20 protein-coding genes and 7 tRNA genes are annotated in these 20,409 nt (G+C 72.1%); 16 read left to right on the top strand and 11 right to left on the bottom strand.

Features of this window, described 5'->3' with window-relative positions; genetic code table 11:
- The first annotated feature begins 471 nt into the window (after positions 1–471).
- Together AB0N17_RS16315 and AB0N17_RS16310 are read left to right on the top strand one after the other, a co-directional pair.
- A complete protein-coding gene (locus AB0N17_RS16315; RefSeq protein WP_366011967.1) occupies positions 472–1,425 on the top strand; it encodes an aminoglycoside phosphotransferase family protein in 954 nt (317 codons plus the stop codon).
- Positions 1,426–1,505: 80 nt separating this feature from the next.
- On the top strand, positions 1,506–1,808 hold the full coding sequence (locus tag AB0N17_RS16310) for a zf-TFIIB domain-containing protein (protein WP_366011966.1): 303 nt from the start codon (positions 1,506–1,508) through the stop codon (positions 1,806–1,808).
- 47 nt (positions 1,809–1,855) lie between these two features.
- Here AB0N17_RS16310 and AB0N17_RS16305 read toward each other — a convergent pair.
- The 5 genes from AB0N17_RS16305 to AB0N17_RS16285 form a co-directional block, all read right to left on the bottom strand.
- A tRNA-Val gene (locus tag AB0N17_RS16305) sits at positions 1,856–1,927 on the bottom strand.
- Between the two features lie 29 nt (positions 1,928–1,956).
- Positions 1,957–2,028, bottom strand: a tRNA-Val gene (locus tag AB0N17_RS16300).
- Positions 2,029–2,064: 36 nt separating this feature from the next.
- Positions 2,065–2,136, bottom strand: a tRNA-Val gene (locus tag AB0N17_RS16295).
- Between the two features lies 1 nt (position 2,137).
- Positions 2,138–2,211, bottom strand: a tRNA-Cys gene (locus AB0N17_RS16290).
- Positions 2,212–2,249: 38 nt separating this feature from the next.
- A tRNA-Gly gene (locus AB0N17_RS16285) sits at positions 2,250–2,322 on the bottom strand.
- Between the two features lie 178 nt (positions 2,323–2,500).
- On the opposite strand from AB0N17_RS16285, the gene AB0N17_RS16280 reads away from it, so the two are divergent.
- From AB0N17_RS16280 to AB0N17_RS16270, 3 genes are all read left to right on the top strand, one after another.
- Positions 2,501–3,580: a chorismate-binding protein gene (locus AB0N17_RS16280; RefSeq protein WP_366011965.1), complete on the top strand. Its 1,080-nt coding sequence runs from the start codon at positions 2,501–2,503 to the stop codon at positions 3,578–3,580.
- Positions 3,577–4,398 carry an aminodeoxychorismate lyase gene (locus tag AB0N17_RS16275; protein ID WP_366011964.1) on the top strand — a complete coding sequence of 274 codons (822 nt, stop codon included), beginning with the start codon at positions 3,577–3,579 and terminating at the stop codon, positions 4,396–4,398. The genes AB0N17_RS16280 and AB0N17_RS16275 overlap by 4 nt, the downstream gene beginning before the upstream one ends.
- A 145-nt stretch (positions 4,399–4,543) precedes the next feature.
- A complete protein-coding gene (locus AB0N17_RS16270; protein ID WP_366011963.1) occupies positions 4,544–5,368 on the top strand; it encodes a GNAT family N-acetyltransferase in 825 nt (274 codons plus the stop codon).
- A gap of 30 nt (positions 5,369–5,398) precedes the next feature.
- Here AB0N17_RS16270 and AB0N17_RS16265 read toward each other — a convergent pair whose 3' ends face one another.
- Positions 5,399–5,923: a DsbA family protein gene (locus AB0N17_RS16265; protein WP_366011962.1), complete on the bottom strand. Its 525-nt coding sequence runs from the start codon at positions 5,921–5,923 to the stop codon at positions 5,399–5,401.
- A 281-nt stretch (positions 5,924–6,204) separates the two neighbouring features.
- Here AB0N17_RS16265 and AB0N17_RS16260 point away from each other — a divergent pair, with 281 nt between their 5' ends.
- Positions 6,205–6,648, top strand: coding sequence for a hypothetical protein (locus tag AB0N17_RS16260; RefSeq protein WP_366011961.1), 444 nt, complete (start codon positions 6,205–6,207; stop codon positions 6,646–6,648).
- 164 nt (positions 6,649–6,812) lie between these two features.
- Positions 6,813–6,965, top strand: a complete 153-nt coding sequence (locus AB0N17_RS16255; protein ID WP_358903611.1) for a hypothetical protein — start codon at positions 6,813–6,815, stop codon at positions 6,963–6,965.
- Between the two features lie 73 nt (positions 6,966–7,038).
- Here the strand turns inward: AB0N17_RS16255 and AB0N17_RS16250 are convergent, their stop codons facing one another.
- Both AB0N17_RS16250 and AB0N17_RS16245 read right to left on the bottom strand, forming a co-directional pair.
- Positions 7,039–7,599 carry a CGNR zinc finger domain-containing protein gene (locus tag AB0N17_RS16250; protein WP_366011960.1) on the bottom strand — a complete coding sequence of 187 codons (561 nt, stop codon included), beginning with the start codon at positions 7,597–7,599 and terminating at the stop codon, positions 7,039–7,041.
- Positions 7,600–7,967: 368 nt separating this feature from the next.
- The gene (locus AB0N17_RS16245; protein ID WP_004002642.1) at positions 7,968–8,381 is read right to left on the bottom strand and encodes an SsgA family sporulation/cell division regulator; all 414 of its coding nucleotides are present in this window, start codon (positions 8,379–8,381) and stop codon (positions 7,968–7,970) included.
- A 191-nt stretch (positions 8,382–8,572) separates the two neighbouring features.
- On the opposite strand from AB0N17_RS16245, the gene AB0N17_RS16240 reads away from it, so the two are divergent.
- The 5 genes from AB0N17_RS16240 to AB0N17_RS16220 all read left to right on the top strand — a co-directional run bounded on the left by AB0N17_RS16240 (position 8,573) and on the right by AB0N17_RS16220 (position 10,766).
- Positions 8,573–9,037, top strand: a complete 465-nt coding sequence (locus tag AB0N17_RS16240; RefSeq protein WP_366011959.1) for a TIGR02611 family protein — start codon at positions 8,573–8,575, stop codon at positions 9,035–9,037.
- An 84-nt stretch (positions 9,038–9,121) separates the two neighbouring features.
- Positions 9,122–9,193, top strand: a tRNA-Val gene (locus AB0N17_RS16235).
- A gap of 487 nt (positions 9,194–9,680) precedes the next feature.
- Complete coding sequence (locus tag AB0N17_RS16230; RefSeq protein ID WP_366011958.1) at positions 9,681–10,127, top strand: SRPBCC family protein; 447 nt, start codon at positions 9,681–9,683, stop codon at positions 10,125–10,127.
- Between the two features lie 39 nt (positions 10,128–10,166).
- Positions 10,167–10,238, top strand: a tRNA-Val gene (locus AB0N17_RS16225).
- A gap of 39 nt (positions 10,239–10,277) precedes the next feature.
- A complete protein-coding gene (locus AB0N17_RS16220) occupies positions 10,278–10,766 on the top strand; it encodes a hypothetical protein (protein ID WP_366011957.1) in 489 nt (162 codons plus the stop codon).
- A gap of 9 nt (positions 10,767–10,775) precedes the next feature.
- Here the strand turns inward: AB0N17_RS16220 and AB0N17_RS16215 are convergent, their stop codons facing one another.
- Complete coding sequence (locus AB0N17_RS16215) at positions 10,776–11,501, bottom strand: 3'-5' exonuclease (RefSeq protein WP_366011956.1); 726 nt, start codon at positions 11,499–11,501, stop codon at positions 10,776–10,778.
- A 168-nt stretch (positions 11,502–11,669) separates the two neighbouring features.
- Between AB0N17_RS16215 and AB0N17_RS16210 the strand changes: the two genes are divergently transcribed.
- The 4 genes from AB0N17_RS16210 (at position 11,670) to AB0N17_RS16195 (ending at position 16,208) form a co-directional block, all read left to right on the top strand.
- The gene (locus AB0N17_RS16210; RefSeq protein WP_366011955.1) at positions 11,670–12,236 is read left to right on the top strand and encodes a DUF4365 domain-containing protein; all 567 of its coding nucleotides are present in this window, start codon (positions 11,670–11,672) and stop codon (positions 12,234–12,236) included.
- Positions 12,233–13,480 carry a hypothetical protein gene (locus AB0N17_RS16205; RefSeq protein WP_366011954.1) on the top strand — a complete coding sequence of 416 codons (1,248 nt, stop codon included), beginning with the start codon at positions 12,233–12,235 and terminating at the stop codon, positions 13,478–13,480. Before AB0N17_RS16210 ends, AB0N17_RS16205 begins: the two co-directional genes overlap by 4 nt.
- A gap of 120 nt (positions 13,481–13,600) precedes the next feature.
- Positions 13,601–15,577 (top strand): threonine--tRNA ligase, encoded by a 1,977-nt coding sequence (gene thrS, locus AB0N17_RS16200; RefSeq protein ID WP_366011953.1) that lies wholly within the window; start codon positions 13,601–13,603, stop codon positions 15,575–15,577.
- 73 nt (positions 15,578–15,650) lie between these two features.
- Entirely contained in the window at positions 15,651–16,208 is a 558-nt protein-coding gene (locus tag AB0N17_RS16195) for an HIT domain-containing protein (RefSeq protein WP_366011952.1), read from the top strand.
- A gap of 36 nt (positions 16,209–16,244) precedes the next feature.
- Here the strand turns inward: AB0N17_RS16195 and AB0N17_RS16190 are convergent, their stop codons facing one another.
- Both AB0N17_RS16190 and AB0N17_RS16185 read right to left on the bottom strand, forming a co-directional pair.
- Complete coding sequence (locus tag AB0N17_RS16190) at positions 16,245–17,891, bottom strand: hypothetical protein (protein WP_366011951.1); 1,647 nt, start codon at positions 17,889–17,891, stop codon at positions 16,245–16,247.
- A gap of 297 nt (positions 17,892–18,188) precedes the next feature.
- Complete coding sequence (locus AB0N17_RS16185) at positions 18,189–20,390, bottom strand: elongation factor G-like protein EF-G2 (RefSeq protein ID WP_366011950.1); 2,202 nt, start codon at positions 20,388–20,390, stop codon at positions 18,189–18,191.
- Between the last annotated feature and the right edge of the window lie 19 nt (positions 20,391–20,409).

Here is a 20,409-nt window from a genome sequence, read left to right as displayed (position 1 = left end):
CTACGACGATGAGGCTCAGCCGTTCCGCTGGACCTACGACGGCACCCCACTTAAAGCCGCATGACCCCCGCAAGATCAATGCGGCGCTGCACTAGGTACTTGGAGAGAGCCCTCCGCGCCTGTCGCACCGCCTGGGCGCCACGGGTGAGCGCAGCGGCACCCCGCCCCGCCGACGCGGGCGAGCGAGACCCCCCGCACCGACCGTCGGTCCGGCACGGAGCACCCCCCTTGCCCGGCCCTCGCGTCGACCGTCGGTCCGGCACGGAGCGCCCCCCTCGTCCGGCCCTCGCGTCGGCCGTCGGTCCGGTACCGGGCACCCCTCTTGCCCGGTCCTCGCGTCGGCCGCCGGTCCGGCACGGAGCACCCCTCTTGCCCGGCCCTCGCGCCGGCCGCCGGTCCGGCACCGAGCACCCCACGTCCGGCCGCCCGCCCGCGTACGCTCACTCCGCAGCCCACCCCACCCGAGGACCCGTGACTCTCCTCCCCGCTCTCACCGCGCAGGCCGGAGCCGCCGCCCATCCGCACTCCGGCGGAGCCCCCTGCGCCTGCGCCCCCGTCGTCCCCCTGGCCGACCGCCCGGACGCCACCGTCGTACGCCACGCCGACACCGTCGCCAAGGCGCACGCCCCGGACACCGACCCCGCCCACCTGGTCCTCCGCCTCACCACGGCCGCCAGGCTCCCCGACGTCCTCCTCGCCCCGCTCGCCCCCACCCCGGCCTCCCTCCACGACCGTCCGGTGACCTTCTGGCCGTACGGCAGCCCGGTGGACCCCGACGAGTTGGACGAGGCCCCCTGGGAGGCCGCCGCCACGCTCCTCGCCCGCCTGCACCGGACGGATCCGCCGGGCCCTCTGCCCCCGATGCGCGGCCCCACCAAGGCGGCCGCCGCCATCAGCCGGCTCCACGCGGCCCTGCCCGCCGCACCGGACCCCGCCCCCGAGGCCGCCCGCCCCGTCCTCAGGGCCTGGGCCGCCCTCCCCGCCTGGGCCCGGGCCGAGGCCCCCATGCCCGGGACCCCCGCCCTCTGCCACGGCGACCTGCACCTCGGCCAGCTCGTCCGGCATCCGGCGCCGGACGGACCCTGGAGGCTGATCGACGTGGACGACCTGGGACTCGGTGTCCCGGCCTGGGACCTCGCCCGGCCCGCCGCCTGGTACGCCTGCGGGCTCCTTCCGCCCGACGAGTGGACCCGCTTCCTGACCGCCTACCGCCGGGCCGGCGGCCCCGCCGTCCCCGCGGACGGCGACCCGTGGGCCGCCCTGGACGTCCCGGCCCGCGCCGTCACCGTGCAGACGGCCGCCCGCGCCCTCGCCAAGGCGCACACGGCGGGCCGGCCGCTGGACGGGGTGGAGCAGGCCCTGGTGGACGCCTGCGCCCGAATGGCGTCGGTACCCCACCAGTTGACGCGGCGAATCCCGGGCTAGGCTGCAACCGACCGAGGCCGGACGGAGTCTGTCCTGGGGAAACACGAAGCAGGATCCACCGGCGAGGAGTTGAGCCGAGCATGCAGTGTCCGAAGTGTCATGCGCCCATGCACACCTACAACCGCAGCGGCGTCCAGATCGAGCAGTGCAGCGGCTGTCGCGGCATCTTCCTCGACTACGGCGAGCTGGAGGCGCTGACTCAGATGGAGTCCCAGTGGTCCAAGCCCGTCCCGCCGGCGCCGCCGGCCCCGCAGGCGTACCCCGCGCCGCCCGCTCCCGCCTGGGGTGCCCCGCACGGCGGTCACCATGGTGGTCACCACGGCGGCCACGGACACCATGGGCACCACCAGAAGAGCTGGGCCCACATGCTCTTCTCCAGCTGAGCGCACGAAGAAGCCCCCGGTCGCGAGACCGGGGGCTTCCTGTCGTGTGGACGATACTGGGATTGAACCAGTGACCTCTTCCGTGTCAGGGAAGCGCTCTCCCGCTGAGCTAATCGTCCGCGGGCTGTGATCCGAAGATCACAGTCAGTGCGCGATACTGGGATTGAACCAGTGACCTCTTCCGTGTCAGGGAAGCGCTCTCCCGCTGAGCTAATCGCGCGGGTTCGGATCTTGCCGTACGAGCCGACGGATCCAGTGGACGATACTGGGATTGAACCAGTGACCTCTTCCGTGTCAGGGAAGCGCTCTCCCGCTGAGCTAATCGTCCTTGGAGGTGGAGACGGGATTTGAACCCGTGTAGACGGCTTTGCAGGCCGTTGCCTCGCCTCTCGGCCACTCCACCAGGAGTGTAGGGGATCGGGATGACCCCTTCTTCCTTCGAGCGGACGACGAGGCTCGAACTCGCGACCTCAACCTTGGCAAGGTTGCGCTCTACCAACTGAGCTACGTCCGCCTGTCGTTTCGGTCCGCTTCCGCGTCCCGGCGACGTGTTGAACTCTAGCGGATTCCCGGGCCAGTACAAAAACGCGTTTGCGCAGCGTGCTGCGGTGCGTCCGACGGACCCGGTGGTCAGGGGCCCCGCCGGGACATCCGCGGGCCACCTCTCGGACACCCGACCTAGACTCGACGACGTGCTCCATCATCCATCCGGCCTGCCCCCGCTGGCCCGCTTCGGCGACCGCGTCGCCACCGGTCTCCTCGACGTCACCAGCGATCCGGCCGCCCTGGACTCCTCCGGCTTCTGGGCCGTCTGCGCGGACTTCGAGTCCAGGCTGACCTGCGCCCGCTTCGCCGACGTGCGGAAGGCGCCCGTACCCGCGCCGGTGCCGGGCGCCTGGCGGGGCCCGGCGGCGGGGGACTGGACCTCCTCCCTGGACCGCGCCGCGTACACGGCGGCCGTCGGCCGGATCCGCGCGCACATCGCGGCCGGCGAGGTCTATCAGGCCAACCTCTGCCGGGTGCTGAGCGCGCCCGTCGCCCCCGACGCCGACGTGGACGCCCTGACCGCCGTGCTGGCGCGCGGCAACCCGGCGCCGTACGCCGGAACGATTCGTCTGCCGGAGCACGGCGTGGAGATCGCCACCGCCTCGCCCGAGCTGTTCCTGCGCCGGGACGGCCGGACCGTGGAGTCGGGGCCGATCAAGGGCACCGGGCGTACGGAGGCGGACCTCCTGGAGAAGGACTACGCCGAGAACGTGATGATCGTGGACCTGGTCCGCAACGACATCGGGCGGGTCTGCGCGACCGGCAGCGTGACCGTCCCCGACCTGTGCGCCGTGGAGAAGCATCCCGGGCTGGTCCACCTCGTCTCCACCGTCCGCGGTGAGCTGCGCCCCGACGCCGGCTGGCCGGAGCTGCTCGCCGCGGCCTTCCCGCCCGGCTCGGTCACCGGCGCGCCCAAGTCCAGCGCCCTGCGGATCATCGAGGCGCTGGAGACGGCGCCGCGCGGCCCGTACTGCGGCGGGATCGGCTGGGTGGACGCCGACCGGGGGACCGGCGAGCTGGCCGTCGGCATCCGCACCTTCTGGATCGACCGCGCCGCCGGGGCGCTCCGCTTCGGCACCGGCGCCGGCATCACCTGGGGTTCGGACCCGCAGGGGGAGTGGCGGGAGACCGAGCTGAAGGCGTCCCGGCTGCTCGCGGTAGCGTCGGGGGTGTACGAGGAACGCTGGGCGGGTGGGGCGGGAAGCAACGAAGGGGCGCTCACATGAGGATCTGGCTGGACGGCGGGCTGCGGGACCTGGAATCCGCCCGTGTCTCCGTCTTCGATCACGGGCTGACCGTCGGCGACGGCATCTTCGAGACGGTGAAGGCGGTCGACGGGAAGCCGTTCGCGCTCACCCGGCACCTGGACCGGCTGACCCGGTCGGCCCGGGGGCTCGGCCTGCCCGACCCCGACCACCGTGAGGTCCGCGAGGCCTGCGCGGCGGTCCTGCAGGCCAATCCGATGCCGCTCGGGCGGCTGCGGATCACCTACACCGGCGGCCACGGACCGCTCGGCTCCGACCGCGGCGAGCACGGCCCGACGCTGGTGGTCGCACTCGGCGCCACCACCCGGCGCCCGGACTCCACCGCGGTGATCACCGTCCCGTGGACCCGCAACGAGCGGGGCGCGCTGACCGGCCTGAAGACCACCTCGTACGCCGAGAACGTGGTCGCCCTCGCCCGCGCCCACGAAGACGGCGCCTCCGAGGCGCTGTTCGGCAACACCGTCGGGCAGCTCTGCGAGGGCACCGGGTCGAACGTCTTCGTCGTCCTGGACGGCGAGATCCACACCCCGCCGGTCGCCTCCGGCTGCCTGCCCGGCATCACCCGTGCCCTGGCGGTCGAGTGGACGGGCGCCAAGGAGACCGACCTGCCGCTGGACGTGCTGGACCGCGCCGACGAGGTGTTCCTGACCTCCACGCTGCGGGACGTGCAGGCCGTGCACCGGGTCGACGACCGCGAACTGTCCGGCACCCCGGGCCCGGTGACCGCCAAGGCGATGCGGATCTTCGACGAGCGGTCCGGGCAGGACCTCGACCCGTGAGCCGGGAGACCGGCCGGGCAAGGCCCGCGGGCGCGGGCCGGCGGGGGTGCGGGGGAACGGGCCGGCGAAGGCTCCGAGGAGCGGGCAGGCGGGAGCCCGGAAAAACAGGCTGACGGGGCCGGGCGCTGCGGGTAGAACACCTGTGATGACCACGACCCTGCGGCCGGCCGAGCCGCTTCAGCAGCACACCGACGGGACCCGTTCGCGCCGCTACCAGGTGTGTGTGAACAGCCGGCCCGTCGGCGAGATCCACCTGAGCACCTCGCCGTCCCTCGGCGACTCGGTGGCGCGCGTCCTCGACATCCGGATCGCCGAGCCCGACCGGCGGCACGGCCGGGCCACGGTGGCCGCGCTGGCGGCCGAGGAGGTGGCGCGCGGCTGGGGCTGCCGGCAGATCGAGACCCTGGTCCCCGCATCGGCGGACATAGCACTGCGACTGTTCGAGACGCTCGGCTACACCCTGCGCAACCGCGGCATGGAGAAGGTCCTCGGCGCCGCGGCGCCCCCGCTCCCGCCGGGCAGCGGCGCGCGGCCCATGACCGTGGCCGAGTTCGACGCGTGGCAGGCGCACGAGTGCGAGCACTACGCGGGCGAGTGGATGGCGCGGGGGCTGTCCGAGGCGACGGCCCGCGCCAAGGCCCGCGACGACCACGCCAGGCTGCTGCCGGACGGGCTCGCGACCGACGGCATGCTCTTCAGCGTCCTGGAGCACGAGGGGACCCGGGTGGGCACGCTGTGGGTGGCGTTGCAGGACACCAGGGCGTTCGTGTTCGACGTGGCGACGGACGCGGCCCACCGCGGGCGCGGCCACGGCCGTACGCTGATGCTGCTCGCGGAGCGCCAGGCGATCGGGGCCGGGCGGCCGGTCCTCGGTCTCAACGTGTTCGCGGGAAACGCCCCGGCAGAGCGGCTGTACGAGTCACTCGGCTACGAGACGACGACCCGCTCCCTGGCCAAGCCCCTGCTGTAGCCGTGCCCCGCGGGTCGGGCCTCCCGCGGGTCAGGCCTCCCGCCCGCCCAGCAGCCGGTCGGCGATCTCCTCGATCCGCTCGCGCAGGCCCTCCTGGCTCTTGCCGCCGTCGAGGCGTTCGCCGCCGATGACGTAGGTCGGGGTGCCGGTCACGCCGATCGCCTTGCCCTCGGCCTGGTCGGCGTCGACGATCAGGATGTGCCGGCCGTCGATCAGCGCGGTGTCGAACTCCTCGGCGTCCAGGCCGAGTTCCCGGGCGACCTCGACCAGGAAGGGTTCCCCCCGACGGTCCAGGTCCGCCACCCGCTCCAGCACGGCCTCCACGTACGGCCAGCCCTTGCCCTGCTCCAGCGCTTCCTCGGCGGCCTGGGCGGCGGCGAAGGCGTGCTTGTGCTTCTCCAGCGGGAAGTGCCGCAGCCGCGGCTCCAGCCGGTCGCCGTAGCGGGCGCGCAGGGCGCGGACGTCGTCCAGGGCGGTGCGGCAGTCGGGGCACTGCAGTTCGCACCAGACGTCGAGAACGACGGCGTCGGTGCGGGCGGGGGAGGAGTCGCTCATACGGGCCAGTCTTCCAGGCCGGACGCGGGCGACCCAATCGGGACGGTACGGCGCCGCGGGCCCCGGCGTCCGGTGGTGACGTGGCCCGGCGGGGTTCCGGCGACCGGCACCCCAGGAGGAGGCGACCCGGAGATGTCCCTGATGTCCGTCCGGAGCATGGCATCCGGAGGGCCGGGCGGTGCACGATGGACGGGGACGCGACGCGCCCCGCCGGGAGCTGGCACCCCCGTCCGTGCTTCGCGTGCCCCCTTCCACCCGACCGAGCCCGCCAGGAGGACCGGATGATTGCCGAGACCGTCTGCTCCGCCGTGTCCGCGGCCGGCCTGGGCATCGGGGTGGTCACGGCCTACCGCAGGCGGTTCCTCGCGGCGGCCCGCATCGTGGCCTACTCGCTGGTGCCGGTCGGCCTGGTGATGACCGGGGTCGTCGGCTGGCTCGCCGACACCGCCTTCAGCCCCACCGCCTGGGCGGGCTTCGGCGTGCTGGGCGCGGCCTGGCTCCTCTTCGCCGGCACCCGCGCGGTCGAGCGCCGGCGCGCCGGCACCGGGTCCGAGCGCAAGGCGGCCGGGGGCAAGCGGCAGGAGGCGGTCGCGCCCGCGGCCTCGGCGCCGTCCCTGGGCCAGGAGACCCGTCCCGCCACCCGGCCGTCCGCCGCACCCGGACGCTCCGCGTCGGGTGACGACTTCAGCGACATCGAGGCCATCCTCAAGAAGCACGGCATATGACAGTCGTACGACTCGCTGAAACGACACAGTGGGTCCGTCGGCGGCCGGAATCGATCACCACCCGAAGCGAGCCGAACGAAGATCGCGGTATTCGGTGAACTCCCGCAAGATCCTCGTGCGTTGATCGCGCAGGGGGTGCCGGGTGCGTCATCATCGGCCGCGAGATGCTGGACACGAAACAGAGCGAGGCCGCGCCGCCGAAGGACGAGCCCCGCGGGTGCCTCTTCGCCCTATCCCAGCCACCGCTGATGATCTTCCTGGCGGTGATCGGGTGTCTGCTCCTCATGGCTGCGCTGCACGACCTGCTGTTGCTGTGAGCCGTACACGTCCGTCCCGGCGCCACCCGCCGGGACCGACGTCGCCCCGGGACGACGCCCCCTCAGCCCCCGCTCAGCCCGTGGCCTCCTTGCGCCGGGCCCGGTAGGCGGCGACGTGCAGCCGGTTCCCGCAGGTGCGGCTGTCGCAGTACCGGCGCGAGCGGTTGCGGGAGAGATCGACGAAGGCGCGCCGGCAGTCCGGTGCCTCACAGCGCCGCAGCCGCTCCTGCTCCCCGGCCACCACGAAGAAGGCGAGCGCCATGCCGCAGTCCGCGGCCAGGTGGTCGGCCACGGAGGCGCCCGGCGCGAAGTAGTGCACATGCCAGTCGTAGCCGTCGTGGTCCGTCAGGCGCGGGGTGGTGCCCGCCGCGGCCACCAGGTCGTTGATCGCCCCGGCCGCGGACCGGGGGTCCGGGGCCGCGAAGATCGCCGCGAAGCGCCCCCGCACCCTGCGCACCGCCGAGAGGTCGAACTCCGACAGCACACCGACATCGCTGATCTCGTGGTTTCGCACGAAATCCGTGAGAGCCGGGACGTCGGACAGTCCGTCCGCCGCCGCATCGTCCTCCGGCGCGGTGTTCACCAGATCCACCACGGTGTCGAGCGCGCACCGGGTGTCGTGGGTGATCAGCACATTTCGCTCCCTGGCCTGGGGGTCGGGCGGGCGCCCGCCGATGCTGGCCGATGGTAGCGACAACCGCGCCCACCGCACCGCTCCTGCCCGCCCCGATTGCCGGTAGAACGCCTCCGCGCCCGGGCCGGTTCCCGGACCGGCCGGTCCCGGACGCGGGCGGCTCCCGCCCCTCCCGCCCGAGCCCGTCAGAAGGCCACCGGTGCCGCCGTACGGCGCACCACGCGCGCCCCTGGCCGCGGACAGGCCGACGCCGCCCCGGGAGCGCTGAACGCTCACGGAGACGGCGTCGGCCCGTGCCGTATGCGGTTGTCTTGGCCCGAGCCGTCTCCCCGAGTGGACGGCGCCGGGCTGCTTGCGACGGCCTCGACCTAGCTCTCCGCCAGAATGTGCGAGAGCTCCTGATCCAGGTCGAAGTGCCGGTGTTCCGTGCCGGGCGGCACGGCGGCGTCGGTCCGCTTCAGGAAGGACTCCAAGGCCCGCGCCGGGGCCTCGAGCAACGCCTCCCCCTCCGGGGAGCTGAGGGCGATGCACACGACGCCCTGACCATGACTACGGGATGGCCAGACGCGGACGTCGCCGGTGCCGGTGGGCCGGTGAAGCCCCTCGGCGAGGAGGTCGCGGGCGAACACCCACTCGACGGTCTCCTCGGCTCCGGTGTGGAAGGTGGCGTGCACGGCGTAGGGGTCGGCCGTGTCGTACCGCAGGCCTGCGGGGACAGGCAGGGAGGACTCGCTCGACACAACGAGGCGCAGGTGCAGCTCGCAGCTGACCGTGGTGTTCATAAGCGCCAGGGCCTTTCGCTCAGTGTGCGCTCGGGGATTCGCACGTCGGCGAAATCGACATGCCACCTACGGTGCCGTTGTAAACCCCTCTGAGGGTTTTGCGTGTGTTTACGTAACTCTTCCGGCCGAGAACTCGTACCAGACCTTGGACCATTCCAGTGACCTGAATCACTCGGGTAGGGTTTGTCTGTATGAATACGGGGAGTGACGAGCCGGGTGAGGCCGTCGTGACAGCGGGCAGGGCGGAGGCGGACCGGCACGTGGCAGACGAAGAGTCCGGGCGGGGGCTCGGTTCCCGGGCGCCGGAGTTCATCAGGTCCCGCCGCGCCCTCCACCTGAGCTGGCAGGTCGGCGTCTTCGTGGTCGGGCTGGCGGTCGTCGCCGCCGGGATCGTCATGCTGCCGCTGCCGGGTCCCGGCTGGGTCGTGATCTTCGGGGGCATGGCGATCTGGGCGACCGAGTTCGTCTGGGCGCAGCTCGTGCTCCGCTGGACCAAACGCAAGGTCACCGAGGCGGCCCAACGGGCCCTCGACCCCAAGGTGCGCCGCCGCAACCTCACCCTGACCGCGGTCGGGCTGGTGATCGTGGGGGCGCTGGTCGGGACGTACCTGTGGAGGTTCGGCCTCGTCATGCCGTGGAAGATCGAGGATCAGTGAGCGGAGCGCGGGCGACCGGCCGGCCACCGCTTCCGCCCTGGTCGGAGGCACCCCCTGACATGGGGTAATGTTCTTCCTGCGCCCGGGCGATTAGCTCAGTGGGAGAGCGCTTCGTTCACACCGAAGAGGTCACTGGTTCGAACCCAGTATCGCCCACCCGGACCGACGGCCCATCTGCGACACAGCAGGTGGGCCTTCGTCGTGTGCGCTGCGGGGGGACGGGACCTGCGCCGGGAGCCAGGTGATCGCCACCGCCGCTCGCGGCCCGTCTTCAGAGGCGTACGCTCCTCAATTCCGGACCCAGGTCGCGGGCGGAAATCCCCCGGACGTTTTCCAGTGCACCGTCACGTTTCTCCGGAAGTACGACAAGCGAGGAATTCTCCTCGGCCTCAAGTACCAGGTTCGGTCAGGCGATCTGACCTCGCATCACTTCCGGGACGGCGTCCCGAACGTCGGAATTCCCGCCGGTTCCCACACGATGGCGGTCGTCATCGACGAGAAGGACCATGTGGGGCAGGGGGACGCGTATGGAAGCGCCGTCGCACGGGCGGCGGCGCTCACCCACGAGTGTCGTCAGCGCGGAGGTGCCGCGCATGAGTACGCGTACTCAGATGCCACGCGGCCGCCCGGGCAGACTCTCTTCATGGACTGGACCCACTACCGCTTCCGCAGCCGGTGGTCCCTGCCCGCACCGCCGGCCGCCGTGTACGCGGTGCTGGAGCGGGCCGAGGACTACCCCCGCTGGTGGCCGCAGGTACGGGCGGTGACCCGGCTGGACGACGACACCGGTGTCCTCACCATCCGGTCCCTGCTCCCGTACGCCATGACCTTCACCGCCCGCGCCACGCGCCACGACCCCGCCGCCGGGATCCTGGAGGTCGTCATGTCCGGCGACATCGACGGCTGGGCCCGCTGGACGGTCACCGCGGACGGCCCCGGCACCCTCGCCCGGTACGACCAGGTCGTCGACGTGCGCAAGCCCCTGCTCAGACTGCTGGCCGTACCGGGACGCCCGGTCTTCCGCGCCAACCATCGCCTGATGATGCGGGCCGGCCGGCGCGGACTGCTGCGCCTGCTGCGCGCGGTTTGAACGAAGGGCGCTGGGACCTGTATTGTTCAGTGCGTTCCCGGGCGATTAGCTCAGTGGGAGAGCGCTTCGTTCACACCGAAGAGGTCACTGGTTCGAACCCAGTATCGCCCACCGGGAAAGGCCGGCCTGCACCAGCAGGTCGGCTTTTTCGTGTCCGGTCTACGGCGGCGCAGGGTGCGGGCGCTGATCGTCGTCCTCGTCGTCCTTGCGATCACCGGCGGCATTCTGGACGGACGCCGCATCGCCGCCGGGGCCGGTGTCGCCCTGCTGGTCCGCCTCTGGGAACTGGGCAGGCGCACTCCGCGCGGCAGCGAACTCTGGCTCAAGTCCGAGGCGTTCCGGCGCTATCCGGCCGACCCGGCCACCTGCCCCGGTGAACCGCTCGACGAGGAGCGGACGGACCGGTACACCGCCTGGGCGGTCGCCCTGGGCGTCGAGTCCGCCTGGCAGGAGGCCGTGGGCGCGTCGACGTCGACGGCGCGGCGGCGCTCCTCCCTCGACGTCACCGACGTCCTGCTCACCGCGGTGATCCTCTCCAGCCCGGCCCCGCCCAGCCCGTCCGGCAGCTCCGGCGGCGGTGGAGGGGGTTCCTCGTCCGGAGGGGCCGGCGGCGGGGCGGGCGGCGGCGGGTCCTGGTGACGCCGTCGGCTAGGCCGCGGCCGGCAGTTCCGGACGCAGTGGCCACTCCGTACTGACGATCTCGTCCGAGCCGCTGCGCGCGAACCACGCCTGCAGGCCGCGCGCCTGCGCCGCGTGCCAGTTCGCCTGCAGCGTGTGCAGCTCGCCGGGGGACAGCCGCTCCAGCCGCGTCGCGAAACGGCGGCCCAGGGACCGTACGACCTCCAGGGCGGCCAGCGCGTCGGCGCCCGCGTCGTGCGCGCCCTGCAGCGTCACGTCGTAGTGCGCGCACAGGTCGGTCAGCGTGCGGCGGCCCTTGCGGTAGCGGTCCAGATGCTTGTCCAGCACCCGCGGGTCCAGCACCCGCAGCGGCACCGACTCGAACCAGCGGTCCAGCGACGACGCCCGGTGCCGGCGCAACTCCCGGTCCAGCAGCGTCAGATCGAACGGCGCGTTCATCACCACCAGCGGCCGGCCCAGTGCCGCGTGCTCGGCCAGCTGCTCGGCTATCTCGTACATCACCGGAGCCGGCCAGCGGCCGTTGCGCTGCAGGTGCTCCTCCGTCAGCCCGTGCACGGCCGTCGCCGCCTCCGGCACCGGCACACCCGGGTTCACCAGCCAGCGGATGACCCGCGGCCGGACCCCCGGCGCATCCTGGACGACGACGGCGGCCGACACGATCCGGTCGGTCTCGACGTCCACGCCCGTCGTCTCCGTGTCGAAGGCCGCCAGCGGCCCCTCGTACCAGGTCGTCATCCCAATCCAACTCCTCGTTCACCTACGGCAGGTGACGTTCCGTCTTCTGCCAGTTTGGTGATACCCGGGCCGTTTGCGCCGTACGCCGGGAGGAGACAACAGGAGTACGGGTCTTTGCAGTTCAGCGGCCCGCAGCGGGGACACTCATTGCCTGGAAGGCTGTTGGTCATGGCCATAGCGCAGCCCGAGCGGGGCGGGCTGCTGCCCGATCGCACGGGCCCCCTTCGCGGCACGCTCGCCACCACCGCCTGCATGGAGACACTGCAGGTCGGCTATCTGCACGCGGTCGCCGCCGCGGCCGGCTGCTCGCTGTCCCAGCCCTTCCCGGACAACGGCATCGACTGGCACGTCAGCCACAGCGCGCCCGGCCACACCGTCGACGACGAGGTGACCGTCAAGGTGCAGCTGAAGGCCACGTACCAGGTCGCGCCCAACCCGCCGGGACGCTCCTTCTCCTTCACCCTCGACAACGACCACCTGCGCAAGCTCGCCCGCACACCGGTCTCGGTGCACAAGATCCTGGTCGTCATGCTGGTCCCGCGCTCCCAGGACGACTGGCTGCGCGCCAGCCACGACCGGCTCGACCTCCGGCACTGCTGCTACTGGGTCAACCTCGCCGGCCACCCGATCACCGGCCGGCACCGGACCACCGTGCGGATACCCACCTCACGCATCTTCGACGACCGGGCGCTGTGCGAGATCATGACGCGGGTCGGGACGGGAGGCAGGCCATGAGGATCCGTCCCCACGAGGAGCCGGTGCGGCAGGTCCGCCCGCACCCCGACGACCTCCCCTGGAGCAGGCCGCCGGAGCCCACCGACGTCGACCCCGCCGTGCTCGGCGCCCTGCTGCGCCGGCACGGCTGGCAGCGGCGCGGGGGAGCGGCCGGGCGGTACGGCCGCTGGACCCCGCCCGGCCCGGGCGGCGGCTCGACCAGCCTGCTGGTGCCGGAGAGCCGCGCCTTCCCCGACAGCGACGACCTGCTCGGCGAGGCCCTGGACGCCCTCGCCCGCAGCGACTCGGCCGCCGCCCGCGAGGTGCTGATCTCGCTCGCCGTACCCAGCGACGAGATCCGCTGGTGGCGCGACACCCCCAGCGGCCCCGTCGGCGCCGCCCCCTGGACGGCCGACGAGCAACTGCGCGGCGCCGCCCGGCAGATGCTGCTCGCCGCCGCGCTCGCCACCCGCGCGCGTGCCGGCTACCACGGCGCCCGCCACCGCCGCCCCGCCGCCGCCCTGCTGGAGCACGTCCTCGTCGGCCCCGCCGCCGAGGGGGGCGGCAGCCTCACCGCCTTCGTGCCCGTGGACCCCGGCCGCCCCCTCGCCGTCCGCCTCCACCAGGCCCTGTACGCCACCCGTGAGGCCATCGACTACCGGCGGGCCACCGGCGGCATGGACGCCTTCGACGGCGCCGTGGAAGCCGGCGTCAGCCGCGAGCTGACCGAGGCGCTGACGCTGCTCGTGCGGGGCACCGAGGGCGCCCGGATCGCCGTCGCCTGGGCGCCCGGCGCCGGTGTCCCCGACGGCTGCGCAGCCTCCGCCGAGCCCGTCGAGTTCTCACCCGGCGACCTGCCCGCGCTGCGCGAGGCCGCCGCCCGCTACCTGCGCGAGGAACCCTCCGTGCCCGTCCGCGTCACCGGCGCCGTCGTCCGCATGCGCCGCTCCGGGCCCCGCGGCGAGGGCACGGTCCGGCTGCGCGTCCTCGCGGGCGCCGAGGTCCCGCACGTCCGCGTCACCCTGGACGAGGAGGACTACCGCATCGCCGGCCACGCCCACCTCGTCGGCCTCCCGGTGCGGGTGCACGGCCGACTGGAGCGCCGCGGCGGCTTCCGCAGGCTGACCGGCGCCTCCGGGGTCGTACCCGTGCAGGTGGACGAGGCGGAGCGGGACCGGCTGATGAAGGCGCTCCAGGAGAACCTCGACTTCTTCGAGGAGGCGTGCGGAGAGGGGGAGCCGGGAGCCTACGGGGACACGGACTGAGGTGTAGGGGTACGCGGACCGAGGGTGACCGTTTCGCGGTCGGCGCCGTCGGGTCGGTACGATCGCCTGTGCGCGCGCTCCTGGTATGGCGCCGCACCCACCTTCAGTCAGGAGAGACCGGTGTCAGACGTCCGTGTGATCATCCAACGCGATTCCGAGCGGGACGAACGCGTGGTGACGACGGGCACTACGGCCGCCGACCTCTTCGCGGGCGAGCGCTCGATCATCGCCGCGCGGGTGGGCGGGGAGCTGAAGGACCTCGCGTACGAGCTTGCCGACGGTGACGAGGTCGAGGGCGTCGAGATCGCCTCCGAGGACGGCCTGAACATCCTGCGCCACTCCACCGCGCACGTCATGGCGCAGGCCGTGCAGGAGCTGTTCCCCGAGGCCAAGCTGGGCATCGGCCCGCCCGTCAAGGACGGCTTCTACTACGACTTCGACGTCGAGAAGCCGTTCACGCCCGAGGATCTCAAGGCCATCGAGAAGAAGATGCAGGAGATCCAGAAGCGCGGGCAGAAGTTCGCCCGCCGTGTCGTCACCGACGACGCCGCCCGCGAGGAGCTGGCGGACGAGCCGTACAAGCTGGAGCTGATCGGCCTCAAGGGCTCCGCGTCGCACGACGACGGCGCGGACGTCGAGGTCGGCGCCGGCGAGCTGACGATCTACGACAACCTGGACGCCAAGACCGGCGAGCTGTGCTGGAAGGACCTCTGCCGCGGCCCCCACCTGCCCTCCACCCGCCTCATCCCGGCGTTCAAGCTGATGCGCAACGCGGCCGCCTACTGGCGCGGCAGCGAGAAGAACCCCATGCTCCAGCGCATCTACGGCACCGCCTGGCCCTCCAAGGACGAGCTGAAGGCCTACCTGGACTTCCTCGCCGAGGCCGAGAAGCGCGACCACCGCAAGCTGGGCAACGAGCTCGACCTGTTCTCCATCCCGGAGCAGATCGGCTCCGGCCTCGCCGTCTTCCACCCCAAGGGCGGCATCGTCCGACGGGTCATGGAGGACTACTCGCGCCGCCGCCACGAGGAAGAGGGCTACGAGTTCGTCTACACCCCGCACGCGACGAAGGGGAAGCTCTTCGAGACGTCCGGGCACCTGGACTGGTACGCCGAGGGCATGTACCCGCCCATGCAGCTCGACGAGGGCGTGGACTACTACCTCAAGCCCATGAACTGCCCGATGCACAACCTGATCTTCGACGCGCGCGGCCGCTCCTACCGTGAACTGCCGCTGCGCCTCTTCGAGTTCGGGACCGTGTACCGGTACGAGAAGTCGGGCGTCGTGCACGGCCTCACCCGTGCCCGCGGCTTCACGCAGGACGACGCGCACATCTACTGCACCCGTGAGCAGATGTCCGAGGAGCTGGACAAGACGCTCACCTTCGTCCTCGGCCTGCTGCGCGACTACGGCCTGACCGACTTCTACCTGGAGCTGTCCACCAAGGACCCGGAGAAGTTCGTCGGCTCCGACGAGGTCTGGGAGGAGGCGACCGAGACCCTGCGCCAGGTCGCCGAGAAGCAGGGCCTGCCCCTCGTGCCCGACCCGGGCGGCGCCGCCTTCTACGGCCCGAAGATCTCCGTCCAGGCCAAGGACGCGATCGGCCGCACCTGGCAGATGTCGACCATCCAGCTCGACTTCAACCTGCCCGAGCGGTTCAACCTGGAGTACACCGGCCCCGACGGCTCCAAGCAGCGCCCGGTGATGATCCACCGAGCCCTCTTCGGCTCGATCGAGCGGTTCTTCGCGGTGCTCCTGGAGCACTACGCGGGCGCCTTCCCGGCGTGGCTGGCCCCGGTCCAGGCGCTCGGCATCCCGATCGGCGACGCGCACGTCGAGTACCTGGAGAAGTTCGCGGCCGCGGCCAAGAAGAAGGGCCTGCGCGTCGACGTGGACTCCTCCTCGGACCGCATGCAGAAGAAGATCCGCAACGCCCAGAAGCAGAAGGTGCCCTTCATGGTCATCGCGGGCGACGAGGACATGTCCAACAACTCGGTGTCCTTCCGCTACCGCGACGGCTCGCAGGAGAACGGCATCCCGTTCGACGAGGCCATCGCGAAGATCGCGGAGGTCGTCGAGGCGCGGACCCAGGTCTGAGCGACCGCTGTGGCGGGGCCCCGGCGATTTCCTCTCGCCGGGGGCCCCGCCCTGTCCGGGGGCACCAAGCCATATGCTGCCTAGCATGACGAGTGAGCCGGAGCAGCAGATCGGAGTGGGGATCCAGGACGCGTTCCAGCGTCTGTGGACGCCCCACCGGATGGCCTACATCCAGGGTGAGAACAAGCCGAGCGGCCCCGGTGCCGACGACGGCTGTCCCTTCTGCTCGATCCCGGCCAAGTCCGACGAGGACGGGCTGATCGTCCGGCGCGGCGAGCACGTGTACGCCGTCCTCAACCTCTACCCGTACAACGGCGGCCACCTGATGACCGTGCCCTACCGGCACGTGGCCGACTACACCGAGCTGACCGGGCCGGAGACCGCCGAGCTGGCGGAGCTGACCAAGCAGGCGATGACCGCCCTGCGCACCGCCTCGGGCGCGCACGGCTTCAACATCGGCATGAACCAGGGCTCGGTCGCGGGCGCCGGCATCGCCGCGCACCTGCACCAGCACATCGTCCCGCGCTGGGGCGGCGACACGAACTTCATGCCGGTGGTGGGCCACACCAAGATCCTGCCGCAGCTCCTGGGTGACACCAGGAAGATGCTGGCGGAGGTGTGGCCCGCGTAACGGCGCCGTGGGGCGTCCCCTGGCCGGGGGTGCCCCTCACGCGTCGTACAGGTCGGCCTTCTTCGGCATCGGATCCTGCACCTGCCCGCTCAGGAACGACGAGCGGGCGCCGAACTTCTCCGTGTCCACGCCGTTCTCCTGCAGGACCTTGATCGCGGACGCGTGCACCACCCGCAGCACCGGCGTGGCCGCGCGCAGCGCGTCGTCGGCCATGAAGCGGTGCCGCCAGGGCTGGTCCGCCCAGGCGTGCCGCAGGCCGAACGGCTCGGGCAGGACGAGCGAACCGCCGAGCCAGTTGAGCAGCGGGGGGTACCAGCTCAGCGGGGCGCGGGCGGCGAGCCGTACCACCTCGTCGGTCGTGACCAGCGGCAGCATGACCTTGCGGGTCTCCCACGGCTTGAGGGACCTGGAGACCTCCTTGCTCGGTGGCTCCGGCTTGGTGGTGAACAGCGAGTTCACCGGACCCAGCGCATGCCCGGTCACCTCGATGCGCAGCGTCTGGTGCAGCACCGTCACCGTGATCAGCATGGTGATGATCAACTGCCCGTCCCACAGCGTCCACTGCACGCCCAGGTAGTGCCGGTCGCCGCTGCCGAACTGCTGCTTGTTGCAGATCTCCTGTATCGCGTGCGGCTTGACCTGGAAGGCCTCCACATCGGTGCCCTCGGGCCGGGACACCGCGGCGGCCTTCTCACCGATCGGGGTGACGATCCAGTGCCGTATCGACGGCTTGGGGAAGCCGCCCGTGTTCAGCGGGCCGCGCTCCAGCAGCGCGAGCTGGTCGTGGATCGCGCGTATGACGTCCCAGCTGCGGAAGGGGTGGATCTCCCGGGACGGGTCGGCGGGCAGCAGGTCCTCGGCGAGCTGCCAGGACCCCCAGCGGGTGCCCATGCCGAGTATGCCCTTGGGGCCGGCGTAGAAGACCGAGTTCGACTGCTGCTCGGCGGTCAGCCGGGCCAGCGACTGGCGCAGCTCCTCCGCCGCGGTCTGGCCGGGGCCGCGCGGCACGGCCTCGGGGACCTTGGCGCCGACGCTGGTGCCCGAGAGCAGGCCGTCCCAGCGGGCCCGCAGGTCCTTGGCGGTGCGCTCGCAGATCTGCTTGGCCAGGAACCAGCCCAGCACGGGCAGGAGGACGCACGCGCGTGCGTACCACGCCCAGAAGCCGGTGAACGGCATCTTGATCAGGAACAGCGCGGCGAGCAGGCCCACACCGAGGAGCAGCGCGGTGGCCAGCGTGCCGGCCCGCTTGTCGTCGCGCCCGGCGACGAACGTGCGCAGCTGGAAGACGAGCAGCCAGCCGATCAGACCGGGCAGGAACAGCACACCGCACAGGACCGTGACGGTCGTCAGGCGGTTGTCGCGCTCCCGGCGGATGTTGTTGGCCGCCAGGCAGTGCTCGACGACGAACTGGGGCTCGGAGCCGAAGGACTGGATGAGCGGCTTGCGACCGGGGGCGAGCATGCGGCCGACCACGGCCCGCGAGAACGCCTCACCGAGATTGGGCCTGAGCAGCTTGATCCGGCCGAGCTTGACGGTCGACTCGTGCCACTCGTTGTCCGCCTTCTTGATCTCCTCCATCGGGTTGTCCCGGTAGGCCGCAGAGGCCAGCGCGGAGGTCGCCGCCTGACCCTCGTCGCCCGAGACGGGCACCTGGGGTCCGTCCCACTCCGTTCCAAACGACATTCCCGCCCCCATCGCCGCCGGTGTCGCTCCTGCGGACTTCCCGACTTCCGTGCTCCGCACACCTGTTGCCAGGTCCGCGTTGTGATCAGCGTATCCGCCGCCACTGACACCCCGTGGGCGGACGGCCGAAGTCGCCCGCCCACGCGCCGGGTCGTGCGCCGGTCGACGAACCGGCGGACCGGTCCGCCGCCCCCGGCGCACGACATGACCGACCAGCCGTGGTGACCGACCAGCCGTGGTGACTGACCAGCCGTGGTGACTGACCAGCCGTGGTGACCGACCAGCCGTGGTGACCGACTAGTCGTGGTCGCCCGCCTGTTCGCGGATCCGTTCGGCGATCTGCGGCGGCATCGGCTCGTGCCGGGCGTAGCTCCGGTCGAAGCGGGCCGTGCCGTGCGACAGCGAGCGCAGGTCGACCGCGTACCGGCCGATCTCGAACTCGGGCACCTCGGCCCGGATCAGGGTCCGTCCGGAGCCCACCTGTTCGGTGCCGAGCAACCGGCCGCGCCGGCTCGACAGGTCGCTCATCACGGCGCCCACGTAGTCGTCACCGACCAGCACCGTCACCTCGGCCACCGGCTCCAGCAGGTGGATCCTGGTCTCGGCCGCCGCCTCGCGCAGCGCGAGCGCGCCCGCGGTCTGGAAGGCGGCGTCGGAGGAGTCCACCGAGTGCGCCTTGCCGTCGAGCAGCGTCACCCGCACGTCCACCAGCGGATACCCGGCGGCCACGCCCTTGGCGGCCTGCGCCCGCACGCCCTTCTCGACCGAGGGGATGAACTGGCGCGGTACGGCGCCGCCGACCACCTTGTCCACGAACTCGATGCCCGAGCCGCCCGGCAGCGGCTCCACCTCGATCTCGCAGATGGCGTACTGGCCGTGCCCACCGGACTGCTTCACGTGCCGGCCGCGCCCGGCGGCCTTGTGCGCGAACGTCTCCCGCAGGGAGACCTTGTGCGGGACGACGTCGACCTGGACGCCGTAGCGGCTGCGCAACCGTTCCAGGGCGACGTCCGCGTGCGCCTCGCCCAGGCACCACAGGACCACCTGGTGGGTGTCCTGGTTCTGCTCCAGGCGCATCGTCGGGTCCTCGGCGACCAGCCGGGACAGGCCCTGGGAGAGCTTGTCCTCGTCGGCCTTGCTGTGCGCCTGGATGGCGAGCGGCAGCAGCGGGTCGGGCATCTGCCAGGGCTCCATCAGGAGCGGGTCGTCCTTCGCCGAGAGCGTGTCACCGGTCTCGGCGCGGCCGAGCTTGGCCACGCAGACCAGATCGCCGGCGACGGCGTGCGTCACCGGCCGCTGCTGCTTGCCGAAGGGCATCGACAGGGCGCCGACCTTCTCGTCGACGTCGTGATCCTCGTGCCCCCGGTCGGTCAGACCGTGTCCGGAGACGTGCACCGTCCGGTCGGGGCGCAGCGTGCCGGAGAAGACGCGGACCAGGGAGATGCGCCCGACGTACGGGTCGGAGGCCGTCTTGACGACCTCGGCGACCAGCGGGCCGTCCGTGTCGCACGGCTTCAGCTCGCGCGGCTTGCCGTCGATCGTGGTGACCCCGGGCAGCGGGTGCTCGAACGGCGTCGGGAACCCGCCCGTGACCAGCTCCAGCAGCTCCACGGTGCCCAGCCCCTGCCGGGCGCCGTCGGCGGCGGGTGCGGCGGCCAGGACGGGGAAGAAACTGCCCCGGGCCACGGCCCGCTCCAGGTCCTGGATCAGCGTCTTGACGTCGACCTGCTCGCCGCCCAGATAGCGGTCCATGAGGGTCTCGTCCTCGCTCTCGGCGATGATCCCCTCGATGAGCCGGTTGCGGGCGTCCTCGATGTCCGGCAGTTGGTCCTCGCCGGGCTCGGACTCCTTGCGCTCCCCGGTCGAGTAGTCGAACAGCTTCTGCGACAGCAGCCCGATCAGACCGGTCACGGGCGCGTGCCCGTCCGGGCCCTCGGGGCCGCGCAGCGGCAGATACAGAGGCAACACAGCGTCGGGGTCGTCGCCGCCGAAGGCCTCCGCGCAGGTCCGGGTCATCTCCTCGAAGTTCGCGCGCGCGGCCTCCAGGTGCGTGATCACGATCGCGCGGGGCATGCCGACGGCCGCGCACTCCTCCCACACCATGCGGGTCGAGCCGTCCACCCCGTCGGAGGCCGAGACGACGAAGAGGGCCGCGTCCGCCGCCCGCAGACCGGCCCTGAGCTCCCCGACGAAGTCGGCGTATCCCGGGGTGTCGAGGATATTGATCTTGATGTCGTCCCATTCGACCGGCACCAGCGAGAGCTGCACCGAGCGCTGCTGCCGGTGCTCGATGTCGTCGTAGTCCGAGACGGTGCCGCCGTCCTCCACGCGGCCCGCCCGGTTCACCGCCCCCGCGGTCAGCGCGAGGGCCTCCACCAGAGTCGTCTTGCCCGAACCGGAGTGGCCGACCAGCACCACGTTCCGTACGGACGCGGGCCGGTCGGCCTCCAGAGCCCTGCCGGCGGCCCCAGGGTGGTGTGTCTGTGCCTTGTCGCCCATGATCCTGCCTCCCGTGCAC

The organism is Streptomyces sp. NPDC051133 (genome assembly GCF_040682635.1).
GTDB lineage: Bacteria > Actinomycetota > Actinomycetes > Streptomycetales > Streptomycetaceae > Streptomyces.
This window is presented reverse-complemented; position numbering and strand designations above follow the sequence as displayed.

Excerpts from the sequence above, each read along its gene's own strand:
- AB0N17_RS16310 (WP_366011966.1), top strand. The coding sequence starts at position 1,506 with ATGCAGTGTCCGAAGTGTCATGCGCCCATGCACACCTACAACCGCAGC.
- AB0N17_RS16275 (WP_366011964.1), top strand. The coding sequence starts at position 3,577 with ATGAGGATCTGGCTGGACGGCGGGCTGCGGGACCTGGAATCCGCCCGT.
- AB0N17_RS16270 (WP_366011963.1), top strand. The coding sequence starts at position 4,544 with ATGACCACGACCCTGCGGCCGGCCGAGCCGCTTCAGCAGCACACCGAC.
- AB0N17_RS16265 (WP_366011962.1), bottom strand. The coding sequence starts at position 5,923 with ATGAGCGACTCCTCCCCCGCCCGCACCGACGCCGTCGTTCTCGACGTC.
- AB0N17_RS16260 (WP_366011961.1), top strand. The coding sequence starts at position 6,205 with ATGATTGCCGAGACCGTCTGCTCCGCCGTGTCCGCGGCCGGCCTGGGC.
- AB0N17_RS16255 (WP_358903611.1), top strand. The coding sequence starts at position 6,813 with ATGCTGGACACGAAACAGAGCGAGGCCGCGCCGCCGAAGGACGAGCCC.
- AB0N17_RS16245 (WP_004002642.1), bottom strand. The coding sequence starts at position 8,381 with ATGAACACCACGGTCAGCTGCGAGCTGCACCTGCGCCTCGTTGTGTCG.
- AB0N17_RS16240 (WP_366011959.1), top strand. The coding sequence starts at position 8,573 with ATGAATACGGGGAGTGACGAGCCGGGTGAGGCCGTCGTGACAGCGGGC.
- AB0N17_RS16230 (WP_366011958.1), top strand. The coding sequence starts at position 9,681 with ATGGACTGGACCCACTACCGCTTCCGCAGCCGGTGGTCCCTGCCCGCA.
- AB0N17_RS16215 (WP_366011956.1), bottom strand. The coding sequence starts at position 11,501 with ATGACGACCTGGTACGAGGGGCCGCTGGCGGCCTTCGACACGGAGACG.
- AB0N17_RS16210 (WP_366011955.1), top strand. The coding sequence starts at position 11,670 with ATGGCCATAGCGCAGCCCGAGCGGGGCGGGCTGCTGCCCGATCGCACG.
- AB0N17_RS16205 (WP_366011954.1), top strand. The coding sequence starts at position 12,233 with ATGAGGATCCGTCCCCACGAGGAGCCGGTGCGGCAGGTCCGCCCGCAC.
- AB0N17_RS16195 (WP_366011952.1), top strand. The coding sequence starts at position 15,651 with ATGCTGCCTAGCATGACGAGTGAGCCGGAGCAGCAGATCGGAGTGGGG.
- AB0N17_RS16190 (WP_366011951.1), bottom strand. The coding sequence starts at position 17,891 with ATGTCGTTTGGAACGGAGTGGGACGGACCCCAGGTGCCCGTCTCGGGC.
- AB0N17_RS16185 (WP_366011950.1), bottom strand. The coding sequence starts at position 20,390 with ATGGGCGACAAGGCACAGACACACCACCCTGGGGCCGCCGGCAGGGCT.